The following is an 18703-nucleotide window of genomic DNA, read 5'->3' on the forward strand; positions in this document are numbered from 1 at the left end:
GCGCCATGCGCCCGCCTGCAGCAACGCTCTTGCTCGCACTGATTGCATCTTGCACGCATTCGTCCCCTCCGCCGTCCCAGGCGGAGGCCGCGGACGACGCGACTCGGGCCGCGCGGTCGTCGCTCGACGAGCGCATCGCGAGGCTGCGGGACGATGCACTCGCCTCGCATGCGGCGTTGGACTTCATTCGCGATCTCACGCGCGACGTGGGTGCGCGGCCTGCGGGGTCATCGAACGACGCGAAGGCCGTCGCCTGGGCCGAAAAGAGACTCGTCGCCGAAGGGTTCGCCTCGGTGCATCGCGAGATCGTGACGGTCAAACACTGGGAGCGTGGCCCCGCTGCGGGGGCCATTCTCGCCGCGAAAGGGAAGAAGCTCCCGCTCGAGCTCCTCGCGCTCGGCGGGAGTGCGGCCACGCCGGCGGGCGGGGTCGATGCCGAGGTGGTGCGTGCGTCGTCGCTCGCGGAGGCCGAGGCCCTCGGGCCGAACGCGCTCGCCGGCAAAGTGCTCTTCCTCGATGTTCCCACCGCGCGCGATCGCGATGGCTCTGGCTATGGCCGCTCATGGTCGTCGCGCGTTCTCGGATCGCAGGTAGCGGCCGACCGCGGTGCCGCGGCCCTCATCGTGCGATCGCTCGCGACCGATTCGAGCCTCCCGCACACGGGCAACACCCATAGCCGCACCTTGGCCTCGGTGGCCGTATCCGGGGCGAGTGCCGATCTTTTGCGCGACACCCTGAAGCAGGATCCGAAGGCGAAGGTGCACCTCGAGGTGGCCGCGCGAACCTCGCCCGACGCCGAATCGGCCAACGTGGTCGGCGAAATCCGCGGGCGCGAACGCCCCGACGAAGTGGTCCTTTTGGGCGCGCACCTCGACTCATGGGACGTGGGCGAGGGCGCTACCGACGACGCTGCGGGCTGCGCCATCGTCACCCAGGCCGCGCGCCTGCTGGCCAAACACGCCCCGCGCCGCACCGTGCGGGTCGTCTTGTTCGCCGCGGAAGAAATCGGCGCCATGGGCGGTGCGGCCTACGCACGCACCCATGCGAACGAGGTCGAGCACATCGTGCTGGCCATGGAGGCCGATGCCGGCGAAGGCCGCGTCCTCGGCTTCCGCGCGCATGTCCCCCCCGCGCGGGCGGTACCGGTGGCGCGCATCGCCTCGTTCCTCGCGCCCCTCGGCATCGAAGCGTGGCCCGGCGAACTGGAAGACGGCGGCGCCGACGTCCAGCCGCTGCAAGACAAGGGCGTGCCCGTCGTTCGCTTGCACCAGAATATGAACGCATACTTCGACGTGCACCACGCCAAGAGCGACGTCTTCACGCACATCGATCCGAGCGCGCTTCCGCAGGTCGTCGCGGCCTACGCCATCACCGCGTACGCCGCCGCGGAGCTGGATGCCCCATCGCGTCGCTGACGGCGGCTAGAGGCGCGTCTTGTACTTCTCGCCCCACTCGCGCATCCCCACGAGAATCGACTCCAACGTGTGGCCGAACGGCGTGAGCTCGTACTCGACCCGCGGCGGCACCTCGGGGAAGACCGTGCGTTTCACCAAGCCGTCTTCCTCGAGCTCGCGAAGCTGCAAGGTGAGCATCCGCTGCGTGCAGTTCGGAAGGTGACGCCGCAGCTCCCCGAAGCGCTTCTTTCCTTTGAGCAACTGGAAGAGCACCACGCCCTTCCAGCGTCCACCGATGACGCTCAACGTAGCCTCCACCGCGCATCCGGTGGTGCGATCGTCGCCGCGCGTCTTCCGACGGCCGCCCTCCTTGGTATCATTTTGGGTAGTATCGGCTAAATTTGTACGTACTTGCACAATCTATCTATAGCCCCGAAATAAGGGCCATGAAAGCCTACGAACTTCAGCCCAAAGAAGGATTCGACGCCCTCACGTTGGTCGAGCGCCAACGCCGCGAACTCGCCCCGAACGACATCCGCGTTCGCGTTCGGGCCGTCTCCCTGAACTACCGCGATCTCAAGGTGGCCGGCTCCGCGGCCCAGCGCAGCGAACCCATCGTCCCCGCCTCCGACGGCGCCGGCGAGGTGCTCGAGGTCGGAAGCGCCGTCACCCGGTGGAAGAAGGGTGATCGCGTGTCGGCGAACTTCTTTCCCACGTGGCTGGACGGCGAGTTTGCCGGCGAGCACCACCCCAAGGCGCTCGGCGGCGGCCAAGACGGCATGCTCGCCGAGGAGGTGGTGCTCCACGAATCCGCGTGGGTCCGCATCCCCGAGCATCTCTCCTTCGACGAAGCGTCGACGCTCCCGTGCGCCGGCGTCACGGCTTTCAATGCGCTCTTCCGCTCGGCGAGCCTGCAGGCCGGCGACACCGTGCTCGTTCAAGGCACGGGCGGCGTCTCCATCTTCGCGCTGCAGTTGGCCAAGGCTGCCGGGGCGCGCGTGATCCTCACGTCGTCGAGCGCCGAGAAACGAGAGCGCGCGAAGCAGCTCGGGGCCGATCATGTCCTCGACTACAAGGCGAACCCGAAATGGGGCGAGGCGGCCTTCGCGTTGACGCAAGGGCGCGGCGTGGACATCGCCGTGGAAGTCGGCGGCCCGGGCACCTTCGATCAATCCGTGGCGGCGCTGCGCTACGGCGGCACCGTGAGCCTCATCGGCGTGCTCACCGGCATCAAGGGCGAGGTGAACACCTACGCGATCTTTCATAAGGCCGCACGGGTCGCAGGTATCTACGTCGGCTCGGTCGCCATGTTCGACGCCTTCAACCGCGCCCTTGCCGCCTCCGCCATCAAACCTGTCGTCGACCGCACGTACGCGTTCGACCAAGCCCGACAAGCCTACGAGTACCTCGCCAGCGGCCAGCACTTCGGCAAGGTCGTGATTCGCCTCTGAAATTCCGGCTGAAATTTCGACGTCCCTTCGATCGAAGAATCAGGGAAATGAACACGTTCAGCCATCAGCCCTACAACGCCCATCACGCCTCCAACACGGACAAGCTTGCAGTCCTTCTTGCCCACGGTGGAACGTTCGTTGCTTGGCTGCTCGCTCCGCTTCTCGTTTACCTGATCAAAAAGGGCGACTCGAAGCACGTCGAGTTTCACGCCCTGCAGTCGTTGCTTTGGTCGCTCACCGGCACCGCGGTCAGCGTCGTGACGTGCGGGCTGGCCATCCCGGTCTTCATGGTCTTCCACGGCATCGCGGTGTGGAGGACCCTGCAAGGCGTCGAGTACGAGTACCCGCTCGTCGGCGAGTTTTCGCGCAAGCTCGTCTACGGTTCCTGAGTGCGGAACATGTGCGCGCGCGCGTGAATCAGCTTCGTGGTGTCGACTTGAAGCGCCACCAGCATGGAGAACAGCTTCCGATACGTCGCGTGATTCGCGGCCAACTCGGGAAGCGCTTGCTGGAGCGCGCGCGCCGCTGCGTCGTGGACGACCTTCTTGCCCATGTCGAGGGCCTCGAGGCGCCCCGTTTCATGGGCCTCGGAGTCCATGCGCGTGATGATCTGCAAGTACTCACTGAGAAGATGGGCGGTGATCGCGAAGGGAACGGTCACCGCCCCGCGCAGCTCGCCCTCGTCATCGAGGAACTCGAGCTCCGCGGCGTCGGGGCTCACCTTCACCAGAACGAAGTATCCGTCGTACTTCGGCGACAGTTGCCCATCGTGCACGAGGTCTTCGATGGTCGCCCGCCATTCGGCGCGGCGCAGGGCGGTGGTTTGCTGCCATAGCTCTTCGTCGACGCGGATCTCGCGGATGGTCATGCTCGTCCTTTTCTCACTTGCGGCTGGCCAAGGCCAAACGGATCCCGAGTGCGACGAAGACCGCGCCGGTCACGCGGTCCATCACGCGCGCCAGACCCGAGCGCGTGTCGAACAGCCGCCGCGCCGAGCCCGAGAGCCATCCCACGATGGCATTCACCAAGGTGCCCGAGATGCAGAACATGGTGCCTAAGATGACGAACTGCGCGGCGATGTGGCCGCGCGCCGGGTCGACGAACTGAGGAACGAAGGCGAGAAAGAAGATGGCCACCTTCGGGTTCAGCACGTTGGTGACGACACCTCGGCCGAAGGTGCGGGAGGCCTCGACCTCCACGCCAGATGCCTCGGAATGGGCGACGGCCGGTGCATGCGCGCGCGTGGCCAGCAGTGCCTTGAGGCCCACGTACACGAGGTAGGCCGCGCCGAGGTATTTCACCACGGCGAACGCATTGGCCGACGACACGATGAGTGCCGAAAGACCCACCGCGGCCAGCGCCGTATGGACCAGTCCTCCCACGCCGATGCCCAAGGCGGCAACGACCCCGTTGCGCTTTCCGCCCTTCACGCCGCACGCGAGCACGTAGAGCATGTCCGGTCCAGGTGTGACGTTCAGTGCGAGTCCGGTGAGCATGAAAAGTAGGAAAAGGCGCGGGTCGACCATGTTGTCTTTCTCATCTGTAGCAAAATCTTCTTAAAATCTTCCCAAGACCGTCTTGCGAGGCCGCGCGTCACATCGAAAGGTAAATGAAGATGCCTTTCCGCGACGACCTGTCGGCCCTGGAGACACGCCGCGCAACGCTCGAGCGTGAACTCTCGGAGATTCGAGAACGAAAGCGCGAGCTTACGGGGCTCGAGGAACGCGAGAAGCAACTCGAACGGCAGCTTCAAGAGGCACGCGCCGTTCTCGCCGACATGCCCGGTGCCTCGCCGCCGGTGCCAAGTTTGCTCGACCACGTTCGCGTGGCGAGTCCATGCGACGCACCGTGGGATGAGATGGAGGGAAACGGGCGCGTTCGTTTCTGCCTGCGTTGCGAGAGGAACGTCTACAACCTCTCGGCGATGCCACGCGAGGAGGCCGAAGAGCTTTTGCGCTCGCGCGGTGACCTGTGCATCCGTCTCTATCGCCGTGAAGACGAAACGGTCATCACGTCGGATTGTCCGGTCGGCATGCAGATGCGGCGCTCCCAACGGCGCCGGCTTGCGTTGGTCGCCCTGGGCGGTGGCCTGCTCGCCACGGGCGCGGGAGCCTTTGCCGCCGCCGAGAGCCAGGGCGAGATGCAACTGCCCCTCGAGCCCATTCCGGAGACGCAGGTGCTGCAAGGCGGCATGCTTCCGCCGCCGACGTTTACGCTGACGGACGATCCGAACGCCGACGAGGTGGCCCCGGCCCACCCCAATGGAAAAGGCTCGGGTCGTTCCACCGTCTTCATGGGGCGCCCGCCTCGGCCGCACACGATCAAGTAGCGGCGTACCGCCTCGTCGATGTTGGGTCGGCGTCGGGCTCGTGCTCTAGTCTGAGCCATATGCCCGAATTGCCGGACGTCGAGATAGCGAAGCGCGATCTGCAACGATGGCTCGCCGGCGGAGAAATCCGCAGCGCACGGGTGCTCGACGCGTACATCGCCCGCGGCAGTTCGCGCACGGCGTTCGCGCGGACCTTGCCCGGGCAGACGGTGCAGAAGGTGACCCGCCGCGGCAAATGGCTGCGCATCGAGCTTCGAGATGGGGCCCGGGTCTTTTCGCACCTCGGCATGACCGGAAGTTGGAGCCGCCTCGACGCGGAGGCCGCCGCCCCGCGCTGGGAGCGCGCCCGCTTCGAGATCGCCGGGCGCTCCGGTGCCGTGAGGACCGTGAGCTACGTCGACTCGCGGCGCTTCGGGCGGCTGGTGCTCGGCCGCGAGGACATCGCCGAGTGGCGCGAACTCGGTCCGGATCCGCTGGCCGGCGGGCTCGAACCGGCGCACCTCGAGCCTGCGCTCGGGCGCCGCCGGCGCGCCATCAAAGACGTGCTCATGGATCAGGCCGTGCTGGCGGGCATCGGCAACATCTTGGCCACGGAGGCCTTGTGGATCGCGCGCATCGATCCGCGCGCCCCGAGCGACAGTCTCGGGTCCGCGCAGGTCCGCGCGCTCGGCCGCGCCCTTCGCGCCGCCCTCGATCAGGAGCTGGGCGACCGCCTGCGCGGCAACCCCGACGTCTTCTCCGTGTACGGCCGCGAAGGGGAACCCTGCCCGCGCTGCAAGACCGCGTTCGTGCGCATCGTCCAGGCGGGCCGCAGCACGACGTTCTGCAGCACGTGCCAGGCGCACGCCCGCTAACGCAGGAAGAAGAGCGACGGCGCGTTGCGGGAGGACGACGAGCGGTGCGACGCCCCCTCGGCGCGCTGCGAGCGCGCAGACGACGGCGGAGAAGGCGCGGCCGCCTGCGGGGGCGGTTCCGGCGCCGGAGGCTCGGCTTGCGCCGTCGCCGGTGGAGATGGCTCCGGCGGCGGGAGCTCGATGTGCGCCGGCTCGGCGTTCGCCGGCGTGGAGGGCTCCATCGGCGCGCGCCCGAAGAACGCGGCCAGAGCCACCGCGGCCGCGACCAATGCCACCGAGACCGCGGCGCGCCGGCGGTCCCACTTGCGCTCCAGATGGGCAATACGTGTCGCCAGCGGCGTGAGCGCGTCCGAGTCCAGAGGCCTGTTGGCGATGGCACGCGCGAAGGCATCGGCCATCGCCCGCGCAGAAGAGAAGCGGCGCGCCGGATCCGTCGCGAAGGCGATGCGAAACCAAGCATCGACAGTTTGCGGCAGATCCGGGCGCACGCGGGTGGGGAGCTCGAAGGTCCCTCGCGTGGCCGCGAGGAAAATCGCCGTGGGCGTATCGCCTGGAAACGGCATGCGCCCGAGCAGCGATTCGTAGGCGAGCACCGCCAGCGCCCATAGATCGCACCGGCGGTCGACGCCCTTGGGGTTCACGAATTGTTCGGGGCTCATGAAAAACGGCGTTCCCAGGACCTCGCCGTCCTCCGTCGTGCGCCGCGGGCCGGCGTCGTCGCGCACGTCCTTGGCGACGCCGAAGTCGAGCACCTTCACCACGCGGTCAGGCCCCTGCAGAAAGACGTTCTCGGGTTTGATGTCCCGGTGCACGATGCCCAATTCGTGTGCCTTTTCGAGCACGCTCGCCACCGTGAGGACCACGGACACGACGTCCTCGGGCTCCAGCGGCCCTTGCCGCTCGAGGTAGCGTTCGAGGTCTTCTCCCTCGAGGTACTCCATCACGATGTAGGGCATCTCGCCGTCGAGCGACGAACACCCGAAGTCGAAGATCTGCACCACGTTGGGGTGGTGAATCTGCGCGGCCGCACGCGCCTCGCGCGTGAAGCGCTCCTCCGCCGACGTGGGATTGAGGTACGTCGACCGCGACATGAACTTCACCGCCACGGGCATGTCCAGCGCGAGGTGCCTTCCCAGCCACACGCTGCCCATCCCGCCTTCGGCAAGACGTCGCACGAGCTGCACGTTGTGCGTGACCATCGTCTCGGGCAGAGCGTTCATGCTGTTGGGCAGCCGAAGAGCAACCCACGTGCCCTGCTATGCCCGCGAGCCCTACGTCGTCGTTTTGCGATGGCGCAGGGCCCGAACGCGATGGCACCCGCGTGCCAAAATGCCACGCCTGATACCACCCGAGGTCATTTGCTACACGGACCTACCAGGAGACCTGCCGGTCAGGTACCGCGTCCGCTCGCGCGTCAGGTGGCCGGCGGTTCCATCGGGCCAAGGTCTTCCCCGGAGAGCACGAAGAACGCTTCGCCGTAGCTCTTGAGGAACTCGAGCGCCGTATCCATGTCCTCTTGCGTGTGCCCGCGGGTGACGTTGAGGCGCAAGCGTTGCTCGCCGTGTTTGACGCCGGGGTACACCACCGGAACCATGAAGATGCCGTTCTCGAGCAGCGCCATGTGCATGAAGAGCGCTTTGCGGTCGTCGCGGCACATCACCGGCATGATGTGGGTGTTGCTCAAGCCAAGGTCGAACCCTGCGCCGGTCAGCTTGCCACGCATGTACGCAGACTTCTGGTGAAGCTCCGCCACGAGCGCCGGACCGTTGTCCTCCAACATGTCCAGGATGGTACTCGCCGCTGCCACGACGGGGACGGGCAGGGCTGCGCTGAAGAGGAACGAGCGGGCGTAGTGCTTGATGTGTTCCACCACTTCCGTGGTGCCCAACAGAATGCCGCCGATGCCGCCGAACGTCTTCGAGAAGGTCGAGATGACCACGGGCACTTTGCCCATGAGGCCTTGCTCCTCGAGGATGCCCGTTCCGCGCGTGCCCAACGTGCCAGTGCCGTGTGCATCGTCGACGATGATCGGCGCGTCGTACTTCGCGCAGATCTCCACGAACTCTTTGATGTGCGCGCGGTCGCCGTCGAGTGAATAGACACCTTCGACGATGACCAGCGCATTCTTGCGCTCGCGCGTCTTGAGAATACGCTCCAAGCTTTTCGCGGAGTTGTGATTGAAAAAGCGAATCTCCGGGCTGCGCCCCGGCACGCCCGCCGCGAGGAAGCTCCCGTCGAGGATGCACGCGTGGGAGAAGCTATCGAGGACCAGCGTGGTGTCCTTGTCGGCGAGCGACACGATGGTGCCGAGCATCGCCTGGTAGCCCGTGGTGAAGAGGAGGCACTCTTCGAATCCGAACCACTTCGCGAGGCGCTTCTCCAGCGCCACGTGCTCCACCGTGGTGGCTTGCACGCGCGAGCTCGAGAGCCCGCAGGCGTAGCGCTCCACCGCTTTGAGCGAAGCTTCTTTCACCTTCGGGTGGTTCGTCAGCCCGAGGTAATCGTTCGAGCTGAAATTGACGACGGGCCTTCCGCCGATGGTCGTGCGAAGACCGCCGGTCTCGAATTCCTTGTAATAGGGGTAAACTTGTTCTTCCCGCGCCTGACGTGTCTGCGCGAGGCCCGCATGCGCCTTTTCGTCTATCCAGCTCACAGGCCGGTAATTGCCACGGTTTTCTGGCTTTCGCCAGCATCAACAGCAGCGTAAGGGCCTACTCTAGCTGCGCACGGAATCACGCGGTGCGCGCATCACCACCGCGGACGCATTGCCGTAGTATCCAATCGACGTCACCAGCACGTGCCGTACGTCGCTCGGGGCGCGGCCCGCCACGATGGGGGAGGGGGTCGCGCCGTCGAACCAGGCGAGCGCGGCGGCCATGCCCATGGCGCCACCCGCGCCCAACGTTTCTCCGAGAACCGACTTGGGGGCGGCGATGGGAACGTCGCCCATCACGCGCGAGATGGCCGCCGTTTCGGCCTCGTCGTGGGACTTGATGCCCGAGACGCTGCTGGCCACCACGCTGATGTCCCCGGGCTCCACGCCCGCGTCGGCGATGGCCATGCGGATGGCGCTCTCCATGGCTTCCGTCGAAGCGAAGATGAGCTCCTCGCCCTCGGGACCGTGGAACGAGGTGCCGTAGCCAATGACCTCGGCGCGAATGTTGGCTTTGCGTGCGCGGGCGTGCTCGAGCGGCTCCAGCACGAGGAGCGCGGCGCCTTCACCGAGGCGCGGGCCCTTGCCCACCACCCCGAGCCTGCGAAACGCGAGATACAGCGCCTCGCTCATGGCCTCGGCGCCGCCCACGAGCAAGGCATCGGCGCGGCGGGTCTCCAGGTAAATGTCTGCGCACGCCACTGCGTCGAGCGCACCGCAGTTGCCGTCGGAGACCGACACGTTGAGCGCGCGCAGATCCTCCCAGATGCTCACGTAGCCGCTGGCGCTGTTGCTCACCGTGTTGGGGAACTTGGCCGGATTGATGTACCGCGCATCTTCGAGCTGGGCGACGCGATCGAGCTCGGTGATCGCCTCGAGGCTGCCGTACGCGTTCGAGCAGCAGATGCCCACGCGCTCCGGCGACGATTGCACGTACACACCGTCGCGTTTGAACCCGCCGTCGTGCATGGCCAACCGACCCGCGACCACGAGCAGCTTCGTCAACCGGTCGAGCGTGCGCAGACCTTTGTCGCCGAGGTACTTCGTTGGGTCGAAGCTTGGCACCTCGGAGACGGTGTCTTGTGCATTGGGGTAGTTCGCCGCGTCGAACGACTCGATGGGGTGGCGCGGGGCACTGGCCAGCGGCGCACCCTCGGACAGCGCGCGAAAGAAGGTGTCTTTGCCGACACCGACCGCGGAAACGACCCCGAGTCCGGTAACTGCGCGCGGCTTCAACGTCTTACCTTCTTTTCTTTCGTTTACGACGCGGCCGCGAGGGTTTCTTCCTCGCGCGGATCGCAGATCGGCGGCTCGGGCAGGACCCCGGGGCGCGCGAAGCACGTGACGGCGTTGTAGCCACCGAAGGCGAGCGAGTTGTTCAGGATGACCTTGGAACGCCCTTCGCGGGCGACGTTGGCCACGAGCTCCACGTTGCACTCGGGATCCGGCGTCTCGTAGCCAAGCGTTGGCGGGTAGATGCCCGTCTCGAGGGTCATCACGCAGGCGATGGCCTCGAGCGCGCTCGCCGCGCCCATGCAGTGGCCGATCATGCTCTTGACGCTGGAGATGGGCACACGCCGATCGCCGAACACGTCGTTCATCACCTTGGCTTCCGCGGTGTCGTTGGCGCGGGTGCCCGTGCCGTGGGCATTCACGAAGTCGATATCGTCCGGCGTGAGGCCCGTACGAGCGATCGCTTGGCGCATGGCCACGATGCTGCCCGCCGCCTCGGGATGGGGCCGCGTGATGTGGTAGGCGTCGCACGAGAGGCCGTAACCGCCGACCTCCGCGAGAGCATGCGCCCCGCGGCGAACCGCGTGGGCCTCCGACTCGAGCACCAGCACGCCGGCGCCCTCGCCCAAGATGAGCCCCTGACGATTCAAATCGAATGGCTGGCAACGATTCTGCGCCATGGCCGCGAGCCGCACGAATCCGCTGTACTGCAGCTCTTGAAGGATTTCCGCCGCGCCGCTGATGACCACGTCCGCTCGGCCCGCGCGAATCAAATCCGCTGCAAAGCCAATCGCGTAATTGCCTGCCGCGCACGCGGCCGGCAAGGTGAGCACCATTCCCTGGGCCCCAATGGCCCGCGCCACGTGAATCGGCAACAGCGTCGACCCGTACTTCGGCAGGAGCGCGCGCTTGACGGCCTGGGGGCCTCGGTGAATCCAGCGATGGTCGAGATCTGCGATGATGCTGGCCTCACCCATCGTCGTCCCGAGAACGACGGCGGTCCGGCCGCCTTTGAGGTGCGTCGCGCCGATGTTCGAATCGGAGATGGCCATGCGGGCGGCGGCGAGGGTCATCGCCGAGCAACGGCCCGTGCGCCGCAGCTCCGCCTGCGTGAGGTGGTCTTTGGCGCGGAATTGTTTCACTTCGCCGGCGTACGTGCGGCCGAGTCCGCTGGCGTCGAAGGATTCAACCGGCGAAATCCCGCTCCGCCCCGTTCCGAGCGAGCGGAAAAACTCGTCCTTGCCAAGGCCGATCGAGCTAACGACGCCGACGCCGGTGATGAAAACCCGTGGGACACCTCCAGCGTTCACCCGCTGCGGGTCGACATGGGGTAGGTTCGAGGGTCGGTTCGTCACGCGCAGCTTATAGCTCCCGGTCCGCGACATGAGCAATCTCTGGACCTGAAAAAATGACGCGTACAACGCTACGCGTGCGCAGGTATTTTCGCTCGGCGGCTCGCTTGCATGCTGGCCAGTCTCGCAGTAAGTGCGGCGCTGAATCCCTCGGCGTCGAACTTGCCGATGGCGACCAGGACTGTCGAATGCAAAGCCCCATAGCTCAAAACCCGTTTTCGTCGTACCGCCCGCGTTTCGTTGCCCCCACGCTCGTGGAAGCAGTTCGTTCGCTAGGCAATGATGACAAGCGCGGTTTTGTGTTCGTGCGACCCGACGGACAAGAGCGTCTGTGCTCCTTTTCAGAAATCAACGCCGAAGCAACGCGCCGCGCCGCGCATTTGCTGTCGCGAGGGCTGAATAAGGGCGACCGCGTCGCGCTCGTCATTCCGGAGAGCGACGAGTTCGTTCTCTCGTTTTTGGGCGCCATTTACGCGGGTCTCGTGCCCGTGCCGATGTACCCGCAATTGTCCTTCAAGAACGTCGAGAGCTATCACGACACGGTCGCGCATATCACGCGTGCGTCGGGCGCTTCGCTGTTGCTCACCACGACGAACACCCGTCCGTTCGTCGAGCCGGTCAAGGACAAGGTCGAGGGACTGCAGAGCATCCTCTCGGTGTCCGAATTGGACGGTCCGGCCCCTGGCGCGATCGACCATGTGAAAATTTCGCCCACTGATCCCTGTTTCTTCCAGTTCACATCTGGGAGCACCTCGCGGCCCAAGGGCGTGGTCGTCACCCACGGAAATCTCGCGGCCAACAGCGAGGCCATCATGATCCACGGCCTGGCGAAGGATTCGTCGGTCGACAAGGGCGTGAGCTGGCTGCCGCTGTTCCACGATATGGGGCTCATCGGCTTCGTCATCGCCCCGCTCTTCACGGACATCCCGGTCGTCTTTTTGCCGACGGCGAGTTTCGTTCGCGCCCCCCGCGTATGGCTCGACACCATCCATAGGCACCGCGGCACCATCACGTATGCGCCGAACTTTGCTTATGCCTTGGTGGCCAAACGTCTAAAGGACAAAGACGTGCAGGGCCTCGACCTTTCGTGCATCAAAATCGCCGGCAGCGGTTCCGAACCGATTCAGTCCAAAACGCTTCACGACTTCGCCGAGAAGCTGAAGCCCGCCAAGTTCGATCCGCGCGCCTTCTTGCCGTCCTACGGCATGGCAGAAGCCACCCTCGCGGTCACCTTCGTCAAGCACATGACCGGCATGCGCACCGACACGGTGGATTCGCGCGCTCTCCAACAGGGCAAAGCGACGCCCCTTTCTCAAAATGGCAAGAATGGCGACAGCACTGGCCATCAGGAGCTCGTGTGCTGCGGTCATGCCTTCCCCGATCACGAGATTGCCATCGTGGACGAGCACGGGAAACGTCTCGCCGATCGCGAAGTGGGCGAGATCATTGCGCGCGGACCGAGCATCACGCCCGGTTACTACCAAGAGCCGGAACTCACCGCGCAGTCGTGGAAGCAGCACGACGGCGAGACGTGGCTGCACACGGGCGACCTCGGATACATGATCGACGGCGAGGTCTATATCTGCGGTCGTATCAAGGACATCATCATCATTCGGGGCCGCAACTACTACCCGCAGGACATCGAGTGGGCAGTGAGCGAGCTCCCGGGCATTCGCCGCGGAAACGTGGTGGCGTTCAGTGTCGATGTGGATGGCGAAGAGCAGTTGGTGATCTGCGCGGAAGCCTTCCAGAGCGACGCAGCAGGACTGTTGGAACAAATCACTTCCACGGTCGCAGGCCAAATTGGCCTTTCCGTTCACAAGGTCGAAATCGTCCCGCAAGGGATGCTGCCCCGCACATCGAGCGGAAAGCCGCAACGTCGCAAGACGAAGCAGATGTTCCTCGAAGGGACACTGCCGAAGGCCGGGCGGGCGAATGCGGCCAACCCCTCCGAATCGCATGGCGGGGAAGGTGCGCAGGATGGTCCTCAATAGGGCCGGCGTGGCGGCGCATAGCCGTTTACGCAGAGGGCAAAAAGACTACGCATGCCAATAGCTTGTCCTTTCGCATCAAAAGACAGCTAAAACGTTCATCCACCAAACGGCCGCATCGCGTGGCGCGCGAGGCCGGAGTTATCGGAGAAGGAAAACAGACATGGCGTCAAGTCGGGCAGAGCTCCTGGAGTTGTTCTCAAAGACCGCGACCGAGATCGTGGAAAAGGAGTTCTCCAACATTTCGGAGACCACGGTCATCAGCGAGCTCGGGATCGACTCCCTGGGAATGCTCGAGATCGTTGGCTCGATGGAGCGGCAGCTCAAGATTCAGCTTCCGGACGAGTCTCTCGCCGGAATCCAAACGGTCAAAGATTTGATCGAGCTCGTGGAACGAAAGCGGCAAGGCGTTTGAGCCTGCCACGTCTCAAGGTGAGCGCTTTCGAAGCCCGTGGGCTTCATGTTCACGAAGTCGGCACGACGTCATGAACGTGGAGATGGCAGACGGGTACTTATGGGCGGAGATGCACTAGGGAGCAGGGTGACGTGAAAGATCCGACCAAACATCACGAGCGACAAGAACGCCTTTACCGCATGTACAAGGAGTTCTTCGACAAGGCGGAGCAAGAGCGCCGGTGGAATCCCCTCCGTGACGTTCCGTACGATCGCATCAGCGACAACACGCCCGAATCGCTCATCACGGTGGCAGAGACCTTCTGCGCCGTCGAAAGCTTTTTGCCCGACTACGTTTCGCAAGGGCTGAACGTGGTCCGTCCGTACTTCGGTCAAGCCTGGTTCTCGGCGAACTGGGCGTACGAGGAGTCCAAGCACTCCCTCGCGCTGATGGAGTACCTGATGCGCTCCGGCCGACGGACGCCGCAGCAAATGTTCGAGCTGCAAAACCGTTTGATGGAGGTCTCCTGGAAGCTGCCGTTCCACACGGCCCGCCAGATGACCATCTACGGATGCTTCCAAGAGATGTCGACGTTCGTCATCTACGTGAAGCAAGAGCAGCGTGCGAAGGCTGCAGGCGACGACTGCCTCGCTGCGATCTTCCGCTTGAATGCGCGTGACGAGATCGCGCACTGCCGCTTCTACGAAGACGTCGTCAAAGTCTTGCTCGACGAGGATCGTCACGGCACGCTCGTGGATATTTCCCACGTGGCGAAAAACTTCGAAATGCCCGGGGTCGGCATCGTCCCGAACTACGACGACCGCATCGCCGTGATGCGCGAAGAGGGCAAGGTCGACCGAGCGGTCTTCTTCCAAAAAGTATTTTTCCCGGTCTTGAAATATCTCGGCGTGACCCGACAAGAGCTGCAAGAGGCAGCCTGGGCCGAGCGCGCGCGCATTCAATGCGTGTCGGCGGCGGAATAGCCAAGAAGCATAAAGACTTGGAAGAACGACTGAGCGATTGAACGATTGAGACAGAGCGATGGCGAACGAGAATCTGAAGGACGAACTGAGGGCGCTTATCTCCGAGATTTCTGAAGTGGACGACATCCCGGACGATGCGGCCTTCAAGGACCTCGGCATCGATTCGATGATGGGCGTCGAAATCGTCGCGGCGATCGAGCGGCAGTACAAGATCAAGGTGGACGATACGGAACTTCAGGAGATCACTACGCTCACCAAGTCGTACGAGCTGGTAAGCAGTAAGCTCTCGGGCACTTGATCGGTCAGGTTGTGGGGGGCTCCGCCGCCCCACGCCCCCAAGAGGGTCGTATCGTAGCTAGGTGGCTTGGTTCGGGTACGGGCCCCGAACGATGCCGAAAAGACCGGGAGCTGAACGGTCTCAAGTAGAAAGAATCTGAACTGTTTTTCGCCCGTATCACCTCGATTCGCATGGAGCGGCCATGTAGAATCGTGCGGGTGACATCGGTCGGTAAGTACACGTTGCTCCAAGAGCTCAACGATCGCGAAGCGCCGACGTACGCGGCTCGTTGCGAGGGGGTGGATGGGGCGTCCGAGCTGGTGGCGATCGAACGGTATGCGACGGACATCGCAGCGGACGCCGAGGATGAAGCGTCGCTCGCGGAGGCCGCGCGCAGCGTTCAGATTCTGACCGAGCTTTATCATCCCAACTTGGCCTCGGTGCGGGACGTGGTGGTCTCCTCCGGCGAAGTGCTCGTGGTCAGCGCGTTCGTCGACGGCGACAGCTACGGAAAGCTGATGCCGGCCGGTCGTGAGAAAAGCTTCGACACGTTTTCCTTCGCGCTGAAGCTGGCGATTGTCTCGGATGTCATCGAGGGTCTGGCCGCGCTGCACGAGTTTGCGCGTGCGCACGACACGACCATCGTGCACGGCGGGGTGACACCGCGGAATGTCATCGTCTGCGCCGACGGGCGAGCGCGCCTGGTGCGCGTGTGCAACCTGTTCCCGGAGCAGGTGAGCCCGGCGAGTCCAACGCTCGGGTACATCGCGCCGGAGCTCTTGGATCCGACGCGCAGCCCGGAGCCGAGTGTCGACGTGTTCGGCGTGGGCGTGATGCTTTGGGAGGTGCTCGCGGGCAAGCGGCTCGCGGTGCAAACCAACGCGCCGCTGCTGCTGCTCAAGGAGTTCGACAAGGGGCCGCCGAAGGGGATCCCGCAGGAAGACTTGAGCTGGGCCAAGGCGCTGATCCCCATCGTCGAGCGTGCGCTTTCGCCTTCGGACAAGCGCTACAAAGACGCCGAGCAGATGGCCCGTGCCATGCGCGCGGTGTTCGCCGCGGCGGGCGAGCAAGTGAAGACGCGCTCCACGGTGAAGGACGTGGCCGGCTTCGTCGAAGAGGTCTCGGGCGACCGCATCCGCGAACGCCGCGCGGAGCTGGGCTTCAGCGCGCCGCTCCCGCTCACGGCGTCGCGCGCGACCATTGCGCCGATGCGCTCGCGCCCGTCCTTGCCGGACATTGGCTCGGGCTCCGTGCCCTTGCCGCTGCCGCCACCGCCGGCGCGCATCTACTTGCCGTCGCTGGTCGACGCGGACGAGTTTTCGTCGCGCAGCCCGATCCCGTCCGCGCCTCCGCCGATGGATCGGGGCGACGAGGATGGTCTGCCCGCGATGGATCAGGACGAGAACCTGTCCGCGCTGGCTCCGATTCTTGCGCCGAACGATACTCTCATCATCGACGAGAAGTCGCGCGAGTCGTTTTGGATGGGCGGCGATCCGACGGACGAACGGGAAGCCATCAAGGCGAGCAATCCTCCTCCCGGCTTCGACGACGGAGAGCGCAAATTCGAAGATGACGACGACGACGACGAAAACGACGACGGGGTGGTGAGCGGGACGGCGGAGACCGTGCTGCATCGCACCTCGCAGGAACAGGGGCAGGGGCAAGGGAAGCTGGAGGCGCGCGAGAAGCGTGAGTCGGCCCCCGAGACGACGGCACCGGCCGAGTCGTCGTTTCCGCCCCCGGCGGCGCCTCCAGCCCGGCAGTCGCTCTTCGAGGATCGGCGCGAGCGCCGGCCCGTCGTTTGGGCCGGCGTGGTGCTGGCCGTGGCCGCGGCGCTGGTGTTCGGGTATGGGCTCGGCCGCGGGCAGAAGCCCGGGACCGGCCAAGCCGCACCCGCATCCAATGTGAACGTGGTGCCCGTTGCTTCGGCGGCGCCCGCACCGCCTGCACCTGTCCGAGCCGAGATTACCAACGCCGAATCCGTCGCGCCGACGGCGGCTGCGGAGTCGGCGCCGTCGGCGGAGGCCGAGCCGGCGCCCGCGGCGAAGCAGCCGGCGACCGAGATCGAGCTGGTGCCAGAGGGGGCGCGCTCCACGGCACGACGCCCGCGGCCCGTGGCAGGCCACGGTGGGGCGCGTCCGTCGCCTTCGGAGGGATCGCCGCCGTCAGGTGCATCCGGCTCCGCGCCGGCTGCAGCTTCTCCAACGACTTCGCCCGCTCCCGAGCCGAGTGCAACGCAGGGGCAAACGGACGGGCGGCAGAAGTTCAACCCCCAGGGGATTTAGCGTTACGGAACTGAAAACATGCGTTCTTGCTTTCGTTGCCTTCGGCGGCTGACGGCCGCCATGCTCACCATGATTGCGCTCACCGCGGGCGCGGCAACGGCGCATGCCGATGGAGTTCCGCCCGCCGCCGCCTCGCCGCTCGAGCGCGAGCAGGCCCAATCGCTCTTTCTGAAAGGGAAGGAGCGCTTCGACCAAAAGAATTACCGCGAGGCACTGGAGTCGTTTCGCGCGTCCCTCGCGGTGGTGAACAGCCCGAACACGCGCCTCTACGTGGGGCGCTGCTTGCAGAATTCGGGCGATCTGCTCGGCGCGTACATCGAGTTCGGGCGGGCGGCCACCGAAGCCCGGGAGGCCTCGGCGTCGGACGGTCGCTACAAGCTCACGGCGAGTGAGGCTGCGGCCGAGCGCGATGGCATTCAGCCCGAGCTCGGGTTCGTGACGATTCAGCTCAATGGCGCCGATGATTCCACGCTTCTTCGCGTGGCCGGGCAGAAGGTGCGCGGAGCGAGCTCGGAAGCGTGGCCCGTGCTGCCGGGCCCCGTGGAAATCGTGGTCGAGCGGCAAGGTGCCGAGGTGGCCCGTCGCTCGGTGACCGTGGCCCGGGGCGGCCGCGAGAGCGTCCAAATCGACGTGCCACCCGCGCCCGCGTCCCCTGGGGGAGGCCCAACGGAGCCCACGAGGGACTCGGGGCAGACCTTGCGCACGCTTTCCTTCGTGGCCGCGGGCGTGGGCGTCGCGGGGTTCGCGACCTTCGCCATCGCAGGGCTCAGCGCCAAATCGACGTACGACGATCTGGACTCCCGCTGCGGCGGCACGCGCTGCCGCGAGGACGTCCGCGACGACATTTCGCACGGCAACACCATGCAGACGGTAGCCAACATCGGCCTCGTGGTGGGCGCCGTCGGTGTGGCCACGGGCATCACGCTCTTTGCCATCGGCCAGAGCAAAAAGAACTCGAGCACGAGCACGCTGATGGTGACCACCACCGGCACGGGCATCTCGATCCGCGGTGCACTATGAAAGCGCGGACCAAGCACCGCCGCCTTCTCGCCGCCTTCGCGGTCTTCGGCGTCCTGGCCGGCGCCGCCTGCTCGTACGACTTCCACGCCTTCGATCCCATCGAGGGAGGATTCGACGCGAGCCTCGACCAAGCGAACAACAACGACACTGGGCCGGGCAGCGAGGACGCCGGGCAGGACGTCGACGCCAACCTGCCCACGTGCACCGCGAAGCCGCCGCCCAAGTGCCTGACCGAGGCTGGCGCCTGCGGTAGCAACTGCTCGTCGACCAAAGAGCGCTGCCGCCAGAACTGCCCGCTCCTCAACCCGCGGCCGTGCCAAGCCGAGTGCGACAATGCGGAAGTCTCGTGCAAACTCGGTTGCCGCAGCACCTGCGAGAATTGCACGAAGGACGCAGGTTGCGAGATGGGCGACATCCGTCGCTGCGACGACGCCGTCAACGGCCGCGACGCCGGCCCCGACGCTTAGCTCGCTCAGGCCGACGGTTC

19 protein-coding genes are annotated in these 18703 nt (G+C 65.5%); 12 read left to right on the forward strand and 7 right to left on the reverse strand.

Annotated elements, in window-relative coordinates; translation table 11 throughout:
* The first annotated feature begins 5 nt into the window (after nucleotides 1–5).
* The gene (locus LVJ94_16260) at nucleotides 6–1415 is read left to right on the forward strand and encodes a M20/M25/M40 family metallo-hydrolase (protein WXB10723.1); all 1410 of its coding nucleotides are present in this window, start codon (nucleotides 6–8) and stop codon (nucleotides 1413–1415) included.
* Nucleotides 1416–1421: 6 nt separating this feature from the next.
* Here the strand turns inward: LVJ94_16260 and LVJ94_16265 are convergent, their stop codons facing one another.
* The gene (locus LVJ94_16265) at nucleotides 1422–1712 is read right to left on the reverse strand and encodes a helix-turn-helix transcriptional regulator (GenBank protein WXB08781.1); all 291 of its coding nucleotides are present in this window, start codon (nucleotides 1710–1712) and stop codon (nucleotides 1422–1424) included.
* 128 nt (nucleotides 1713–1840) lie between these two features.
* Between LVJ94_16265 and LVJ94_16270 the strand changes: the two genes are divergently transcribed.
* Both LVJ94_16270 and LVJ94_16275 read left to right on the forward strand, forming a co-directional pair.
* Nucleotides 1841–2845 (forward strand): NAD(P)-dependent alcohol dehydrogenase, encoded by a 1005-nt coding sequence (locus LVJ94_16270; GenBank protein WXB08782.1) that lies wholly within the window; start codon nucleotides 1841–1843, stop codon nucleotides 2843–2845.
* Between the two features lie 47 nt (nucleotides 2846–2892).
* Nucleotides 2893–3234 carry a DUF4870 domain-containing protein gene (locus LVJ94_16275; protein WXB08783.1) on the forward strand — a complete coding sequence of 114 codons (342 nt, stop codon included), beginning with the start codon at nucleotides 2893–2895 and terminating at the stop codon, nucleotides 3232–3234.
* Here LVJ94_16275 and LVJ94_16280 read toward each other — a convergent pair.
* Both LVJ94_16280 and LVJ94_16285 read right to left on the reverse strand, forming a co-directional pair.
* Nucleotides 3222–3713 (reverse strand): UPF0262 family protein, encoded by a 492-nt coding sequence (locus LVJ94_16280; GenBank protein ID WXB08784.1) that lies wholly within the window; start codon nucleotides 3711–3713, stop codon nucleotides 3222–3224. The genes LVJ94_16275 and LVJ94_16280 overlap by 13 nt on opposite strands.
* A 13-nt stretch (nucleotides 3714–3726) precedes the next feature.
* On the reverse strand, nucleotides 3727–4371 hold the full coding sequence (locus LVJ94_16285; protein WXB08785.1) for a LysE family translocator: 645 nt from the start codon (nucleotides 4369–4371) through the stop codon (nucleotides 3727–3729).
* 83 nt (nucleotides 4372–4454) lie between these two features.
* On the opposite strand from LVJ94_16285, the gene LVJ94_16290 reads away from it, so the two are divergent.
* Together LVJ94_16290 and LVJ94_16295 are read left to right on the forward strand one after the other, a co-directional pair.
* Complete coding sequence (locus LVJ94_16290) at nucleotides 4455–5174, forward strand: hypothetical protein (protein WXB08786.1); 720 nt, start codon at nucleotides 4455–4457, stop codon at nucleotides 5172–5174.
* Nucleotides 5175–5233: 59 nt separating this feature from the next.
* Nucleotides 5234–6028: a bifunctional DNA-formamidopyrimidine glycosylase/DNA-(apurinic or apyrimidinic site) lyase gene (locus tag LVJ94_16295; GenBank protein ID WXB08787.1), complete on the forward strand. Its 795-nt coding sequence runs from the start codon at nucleotides 5234–5236 to the stop codon at nucleotides 6026–6028.
* Here LVJ94_16295 and LVJ94_16300 read toward each other — a convergent pair.
* The 4 genes from LVJ94_16300 to LVJ94_16315 form a co-directional block, all read right to left on the reverse strand.
* Nucleotides 6025–7248, reverse strand: a complete 1224-nt coding sequence (locus tag LVJ94_16300; protein WXB08788.1) for a serine/threonine protein kinase — start codon at nucleotides 7246–7248, stop codon at nucleotides 6025–6027. The genes LVJ94_16295 and LVJ94_16300 overlap by 4 nt on opposite strands.
* A gap of 194 nt (nucleotides 7249–7442) precedes the next feature.
* The gene (locus LVJ94_16305; protein ID WXB08789.1) at nucleotides 7443–8681 is read right to left on the reverse strand and encodes an aminotransferase class I/II-fold pyridoxal phosphate-dependent enzyme; all 1239 of its coding nucleotides are present in this window, start codon (nucleotides 8679–8681) and stop codon (nucleotides 7443–7445) included.
* Between the two features lie 63 nt (nucleotides 8682–8744).
* Nucleotides 8745–9917, reverse strand: a complete 1173-nt coding sequence (locus tag LVJ94_16310; protein WXB08790.1) for a hypothetical protein — start codon at nucleotides 9915–9917, stop codon at nucleotides 8745–8747.
* A gap of 23 nt (nucleotides 9918–9940) precedes the next feature.
* Entirely contained in the window at nucleotides 9941–11269 is a 1329-nt protein-coding gene (locus LVJ94_16315; protein WXB08791.1) for a beta-ketoacyl-[acyl-carrier-protein] synthase family protein, read from the reverse strand.
* A gap of 302 nt (nucleotides 11270–11571) precedes the next feature.
* On the opposite strand from LVJ94_16315, the gene LVJ94_16320 reads away from it, so the two are divergent.
* The 7 genes from LVJ94_16320 to LVJ94_16350 all read left to right on the forward strand — a co-directional run bounded on the left by LVJ94_16320 (nucleotide 11572) and on the right by LVJ94_16350 (nucleotide 18683).
* Nucleotides 11572–13260, forward strand: coding sequence for a fatty acyl-AMP ligase (locus tag LVJ94_16320; protein ID WXB08792.1), 1689 nt, complete (start codon nucleotides 11572–11574; stop codon nucleotides 13258–13260).
* 160 nt (nucleotides 13261–13420) lie between these two features.
* Nucleotides 13421–13672 carry an acyl carrier protein gene (locus LVJ94_16325; protein WXB08793.1) on the forward strand — a complete coding sequence of 84 codons (252 nt, stop codon included), beginning with the start codon at nucleotides 13421–13423 and terminating at the stop codon, nucleotides 13670–13672.
* A 131-nt stretch (nucleotides 13673–13803) separates the two neighbouring features.
* Nucleotides 13804–14634: an acyl-ACP desaturase gene (locus LVJ94_16330; protein ID WXB08794.1), complete on the forward strand. Its 831-nt coding sequence runs from the start codon at nucleotides 13804–13806 to the stop codon at nucleotides 14632–14634.
* A 58-nt stretch (nucleotides 14635–14692) separates the two neighbouring features.
* The gene (locus LVJ94_16335; protein WXB08795.1) at nucleotides 14693–14932 is read left to right on the forward strand and encodes an acyl carrier protein; all 240 of its coding nucleotides are present in this window, start codon (nucleotides 14693–14695) and stop codon (nucleotides 14930–14932) included.
* Nucleotides 14933–15129: 197 nt separating this feature from the next.
* Nucleotides 15130–17196, forward strand: coding sequence for a protein kinase (locus LVJ94_16340; GenBank protein ID WXB08796.1), 2067 nt, complete (start codon nucleotides 15130–15132; stop codon nucleotides 17194–17196).
* An 18-nt stretch (nucleotides 17197–17214) separates the two neighbouring features.
* Nucleotides 17215–18216 carry a tetratricopeptide repeat protein gene (locus LVJ94_16345; protein WXB08797.1) on the forward strand — a complete coding sequence of 334 codons (1002 nt, stop codon included), beginning with the start codon at nucleotides 17215–17217 and terminating at the stop codon, nucleotides 18214–18216.
* The gene (locus LVJ94_16350; GenBank protein WXB08798.1) at nucleotides 18213–18683 is read left to right on the forward strand and encodes a hypothetical protein; all 471 of its coding nucleotides are present in this window, start codon (nucleotides 18213–18215) and stop codon (nucleotides 18681–18683) included. Before LVJ94_16345 ends, LVJ94_16350 begins: the two co-directional genes overlap by 4 nt.
* Nucleotides 18684–18703: the final 20 nt, after the last annotated feature.

Source organism: Sorangiineae bacterium MSr11367, from assembly GCA_037157805.1.
Taxonomy (GTDB): Bacteria; Myxococcota_A; Polyangia; order Polyangiales; family Polyangiaceae; genus Pendulispora; species Pendulispora rubella.

What these genes read in the sequence shown, in the direction of transcription:
- LVJ94_16325 (WXB08793.1), top strand. Translation starts at nt 13,421, where the DNA reads ATGGCGTCAAGTCGGGCAGAGCTCCTGGAGTTGTTCTCAAAGACCGCG.
- LVJ94_16280 (WXB08784.1), bottom strand. Translation starts at nt 3,713, where the DNA reads ATGACCATCCGCGAGATCCGCGTCGACGAAGAGCTATGGCAGCAAACC.
- LVJ94_16290 (WXB08786.1), top strand. Translation starts at nt 4,455, where the DNA reads ATGAAGATGCCTTTCCGCGACGACCTGTCGGCCCTGGAGACACGCCGC.
- LVJ94_16275 (WXB08783.1), top strand. Translation starts at nt 2,893, where the DNA reads ATGAACACGTTCAGCCATCAGCCCTACAACGCCCATCACGCCTCCAAC.
- LVJ94_16345 (WXB08797.1), top strand. Translation starts at nt 17,215, where the DNA reads ATGCGTTCTTGCTTTCGTTGCCTTCGGCGGCTGACGGCCGCCATGCTC.
- LVJ94_16270 (WXB08782.1), top strand. Translation starts at nt 1,841, where the DNA reads ATGAAAGCCTACGAACTTCAGCCCAAAGAAGGATTCGACGCCCTCACG.
- LVJ94_16285 (WXB08785.1), bottom strand. Translation starts at nt 4,371, where the DNA reads ATGGTCGACCCGCGCCTTTTCCTACTTTTCATGCTCACCGGACTCGCA.
- LVJ94_16300 (WXB08788.1), bottom strand. Translation starts at nt 7,248, where the DNA reads ATGAACGCTCTGCCCGAGACGATGGTCACGCACAACGTGCAGCTCGTG.
- LVJ94_16350 (WXB08798.1), top strand. Translation starts at nt 18,213, where the DNA reads ATGAAAGCGCGGACCAAGCACCGCCGCCTTCTCGCCGCCTTCGCGGTC.
- LVJ94_16295 (WXB08787.1), top strand. Translation starts at nt 5,234, where the DNA reads ATGCCCGAATTGCCGGACGTCGAGATAGCGAAGCGCGATCTGCAACGA.
- LVJ94_16260 (WXB10723.1), top strand. Translation starts at nt 6, where the DNA reads ATGCGCCCGCCTGCAGCAACGCTCTTGCTCGCACTGATTGCATCTTGC.
- LVJ94_16335 (WXB08795.1), top strand. Translation starts at nt 14,693, where the DNA reads ATGGCGAACGAGAATCTGAAGGACGAACTGAGGGCGCTTATCTCCGAG.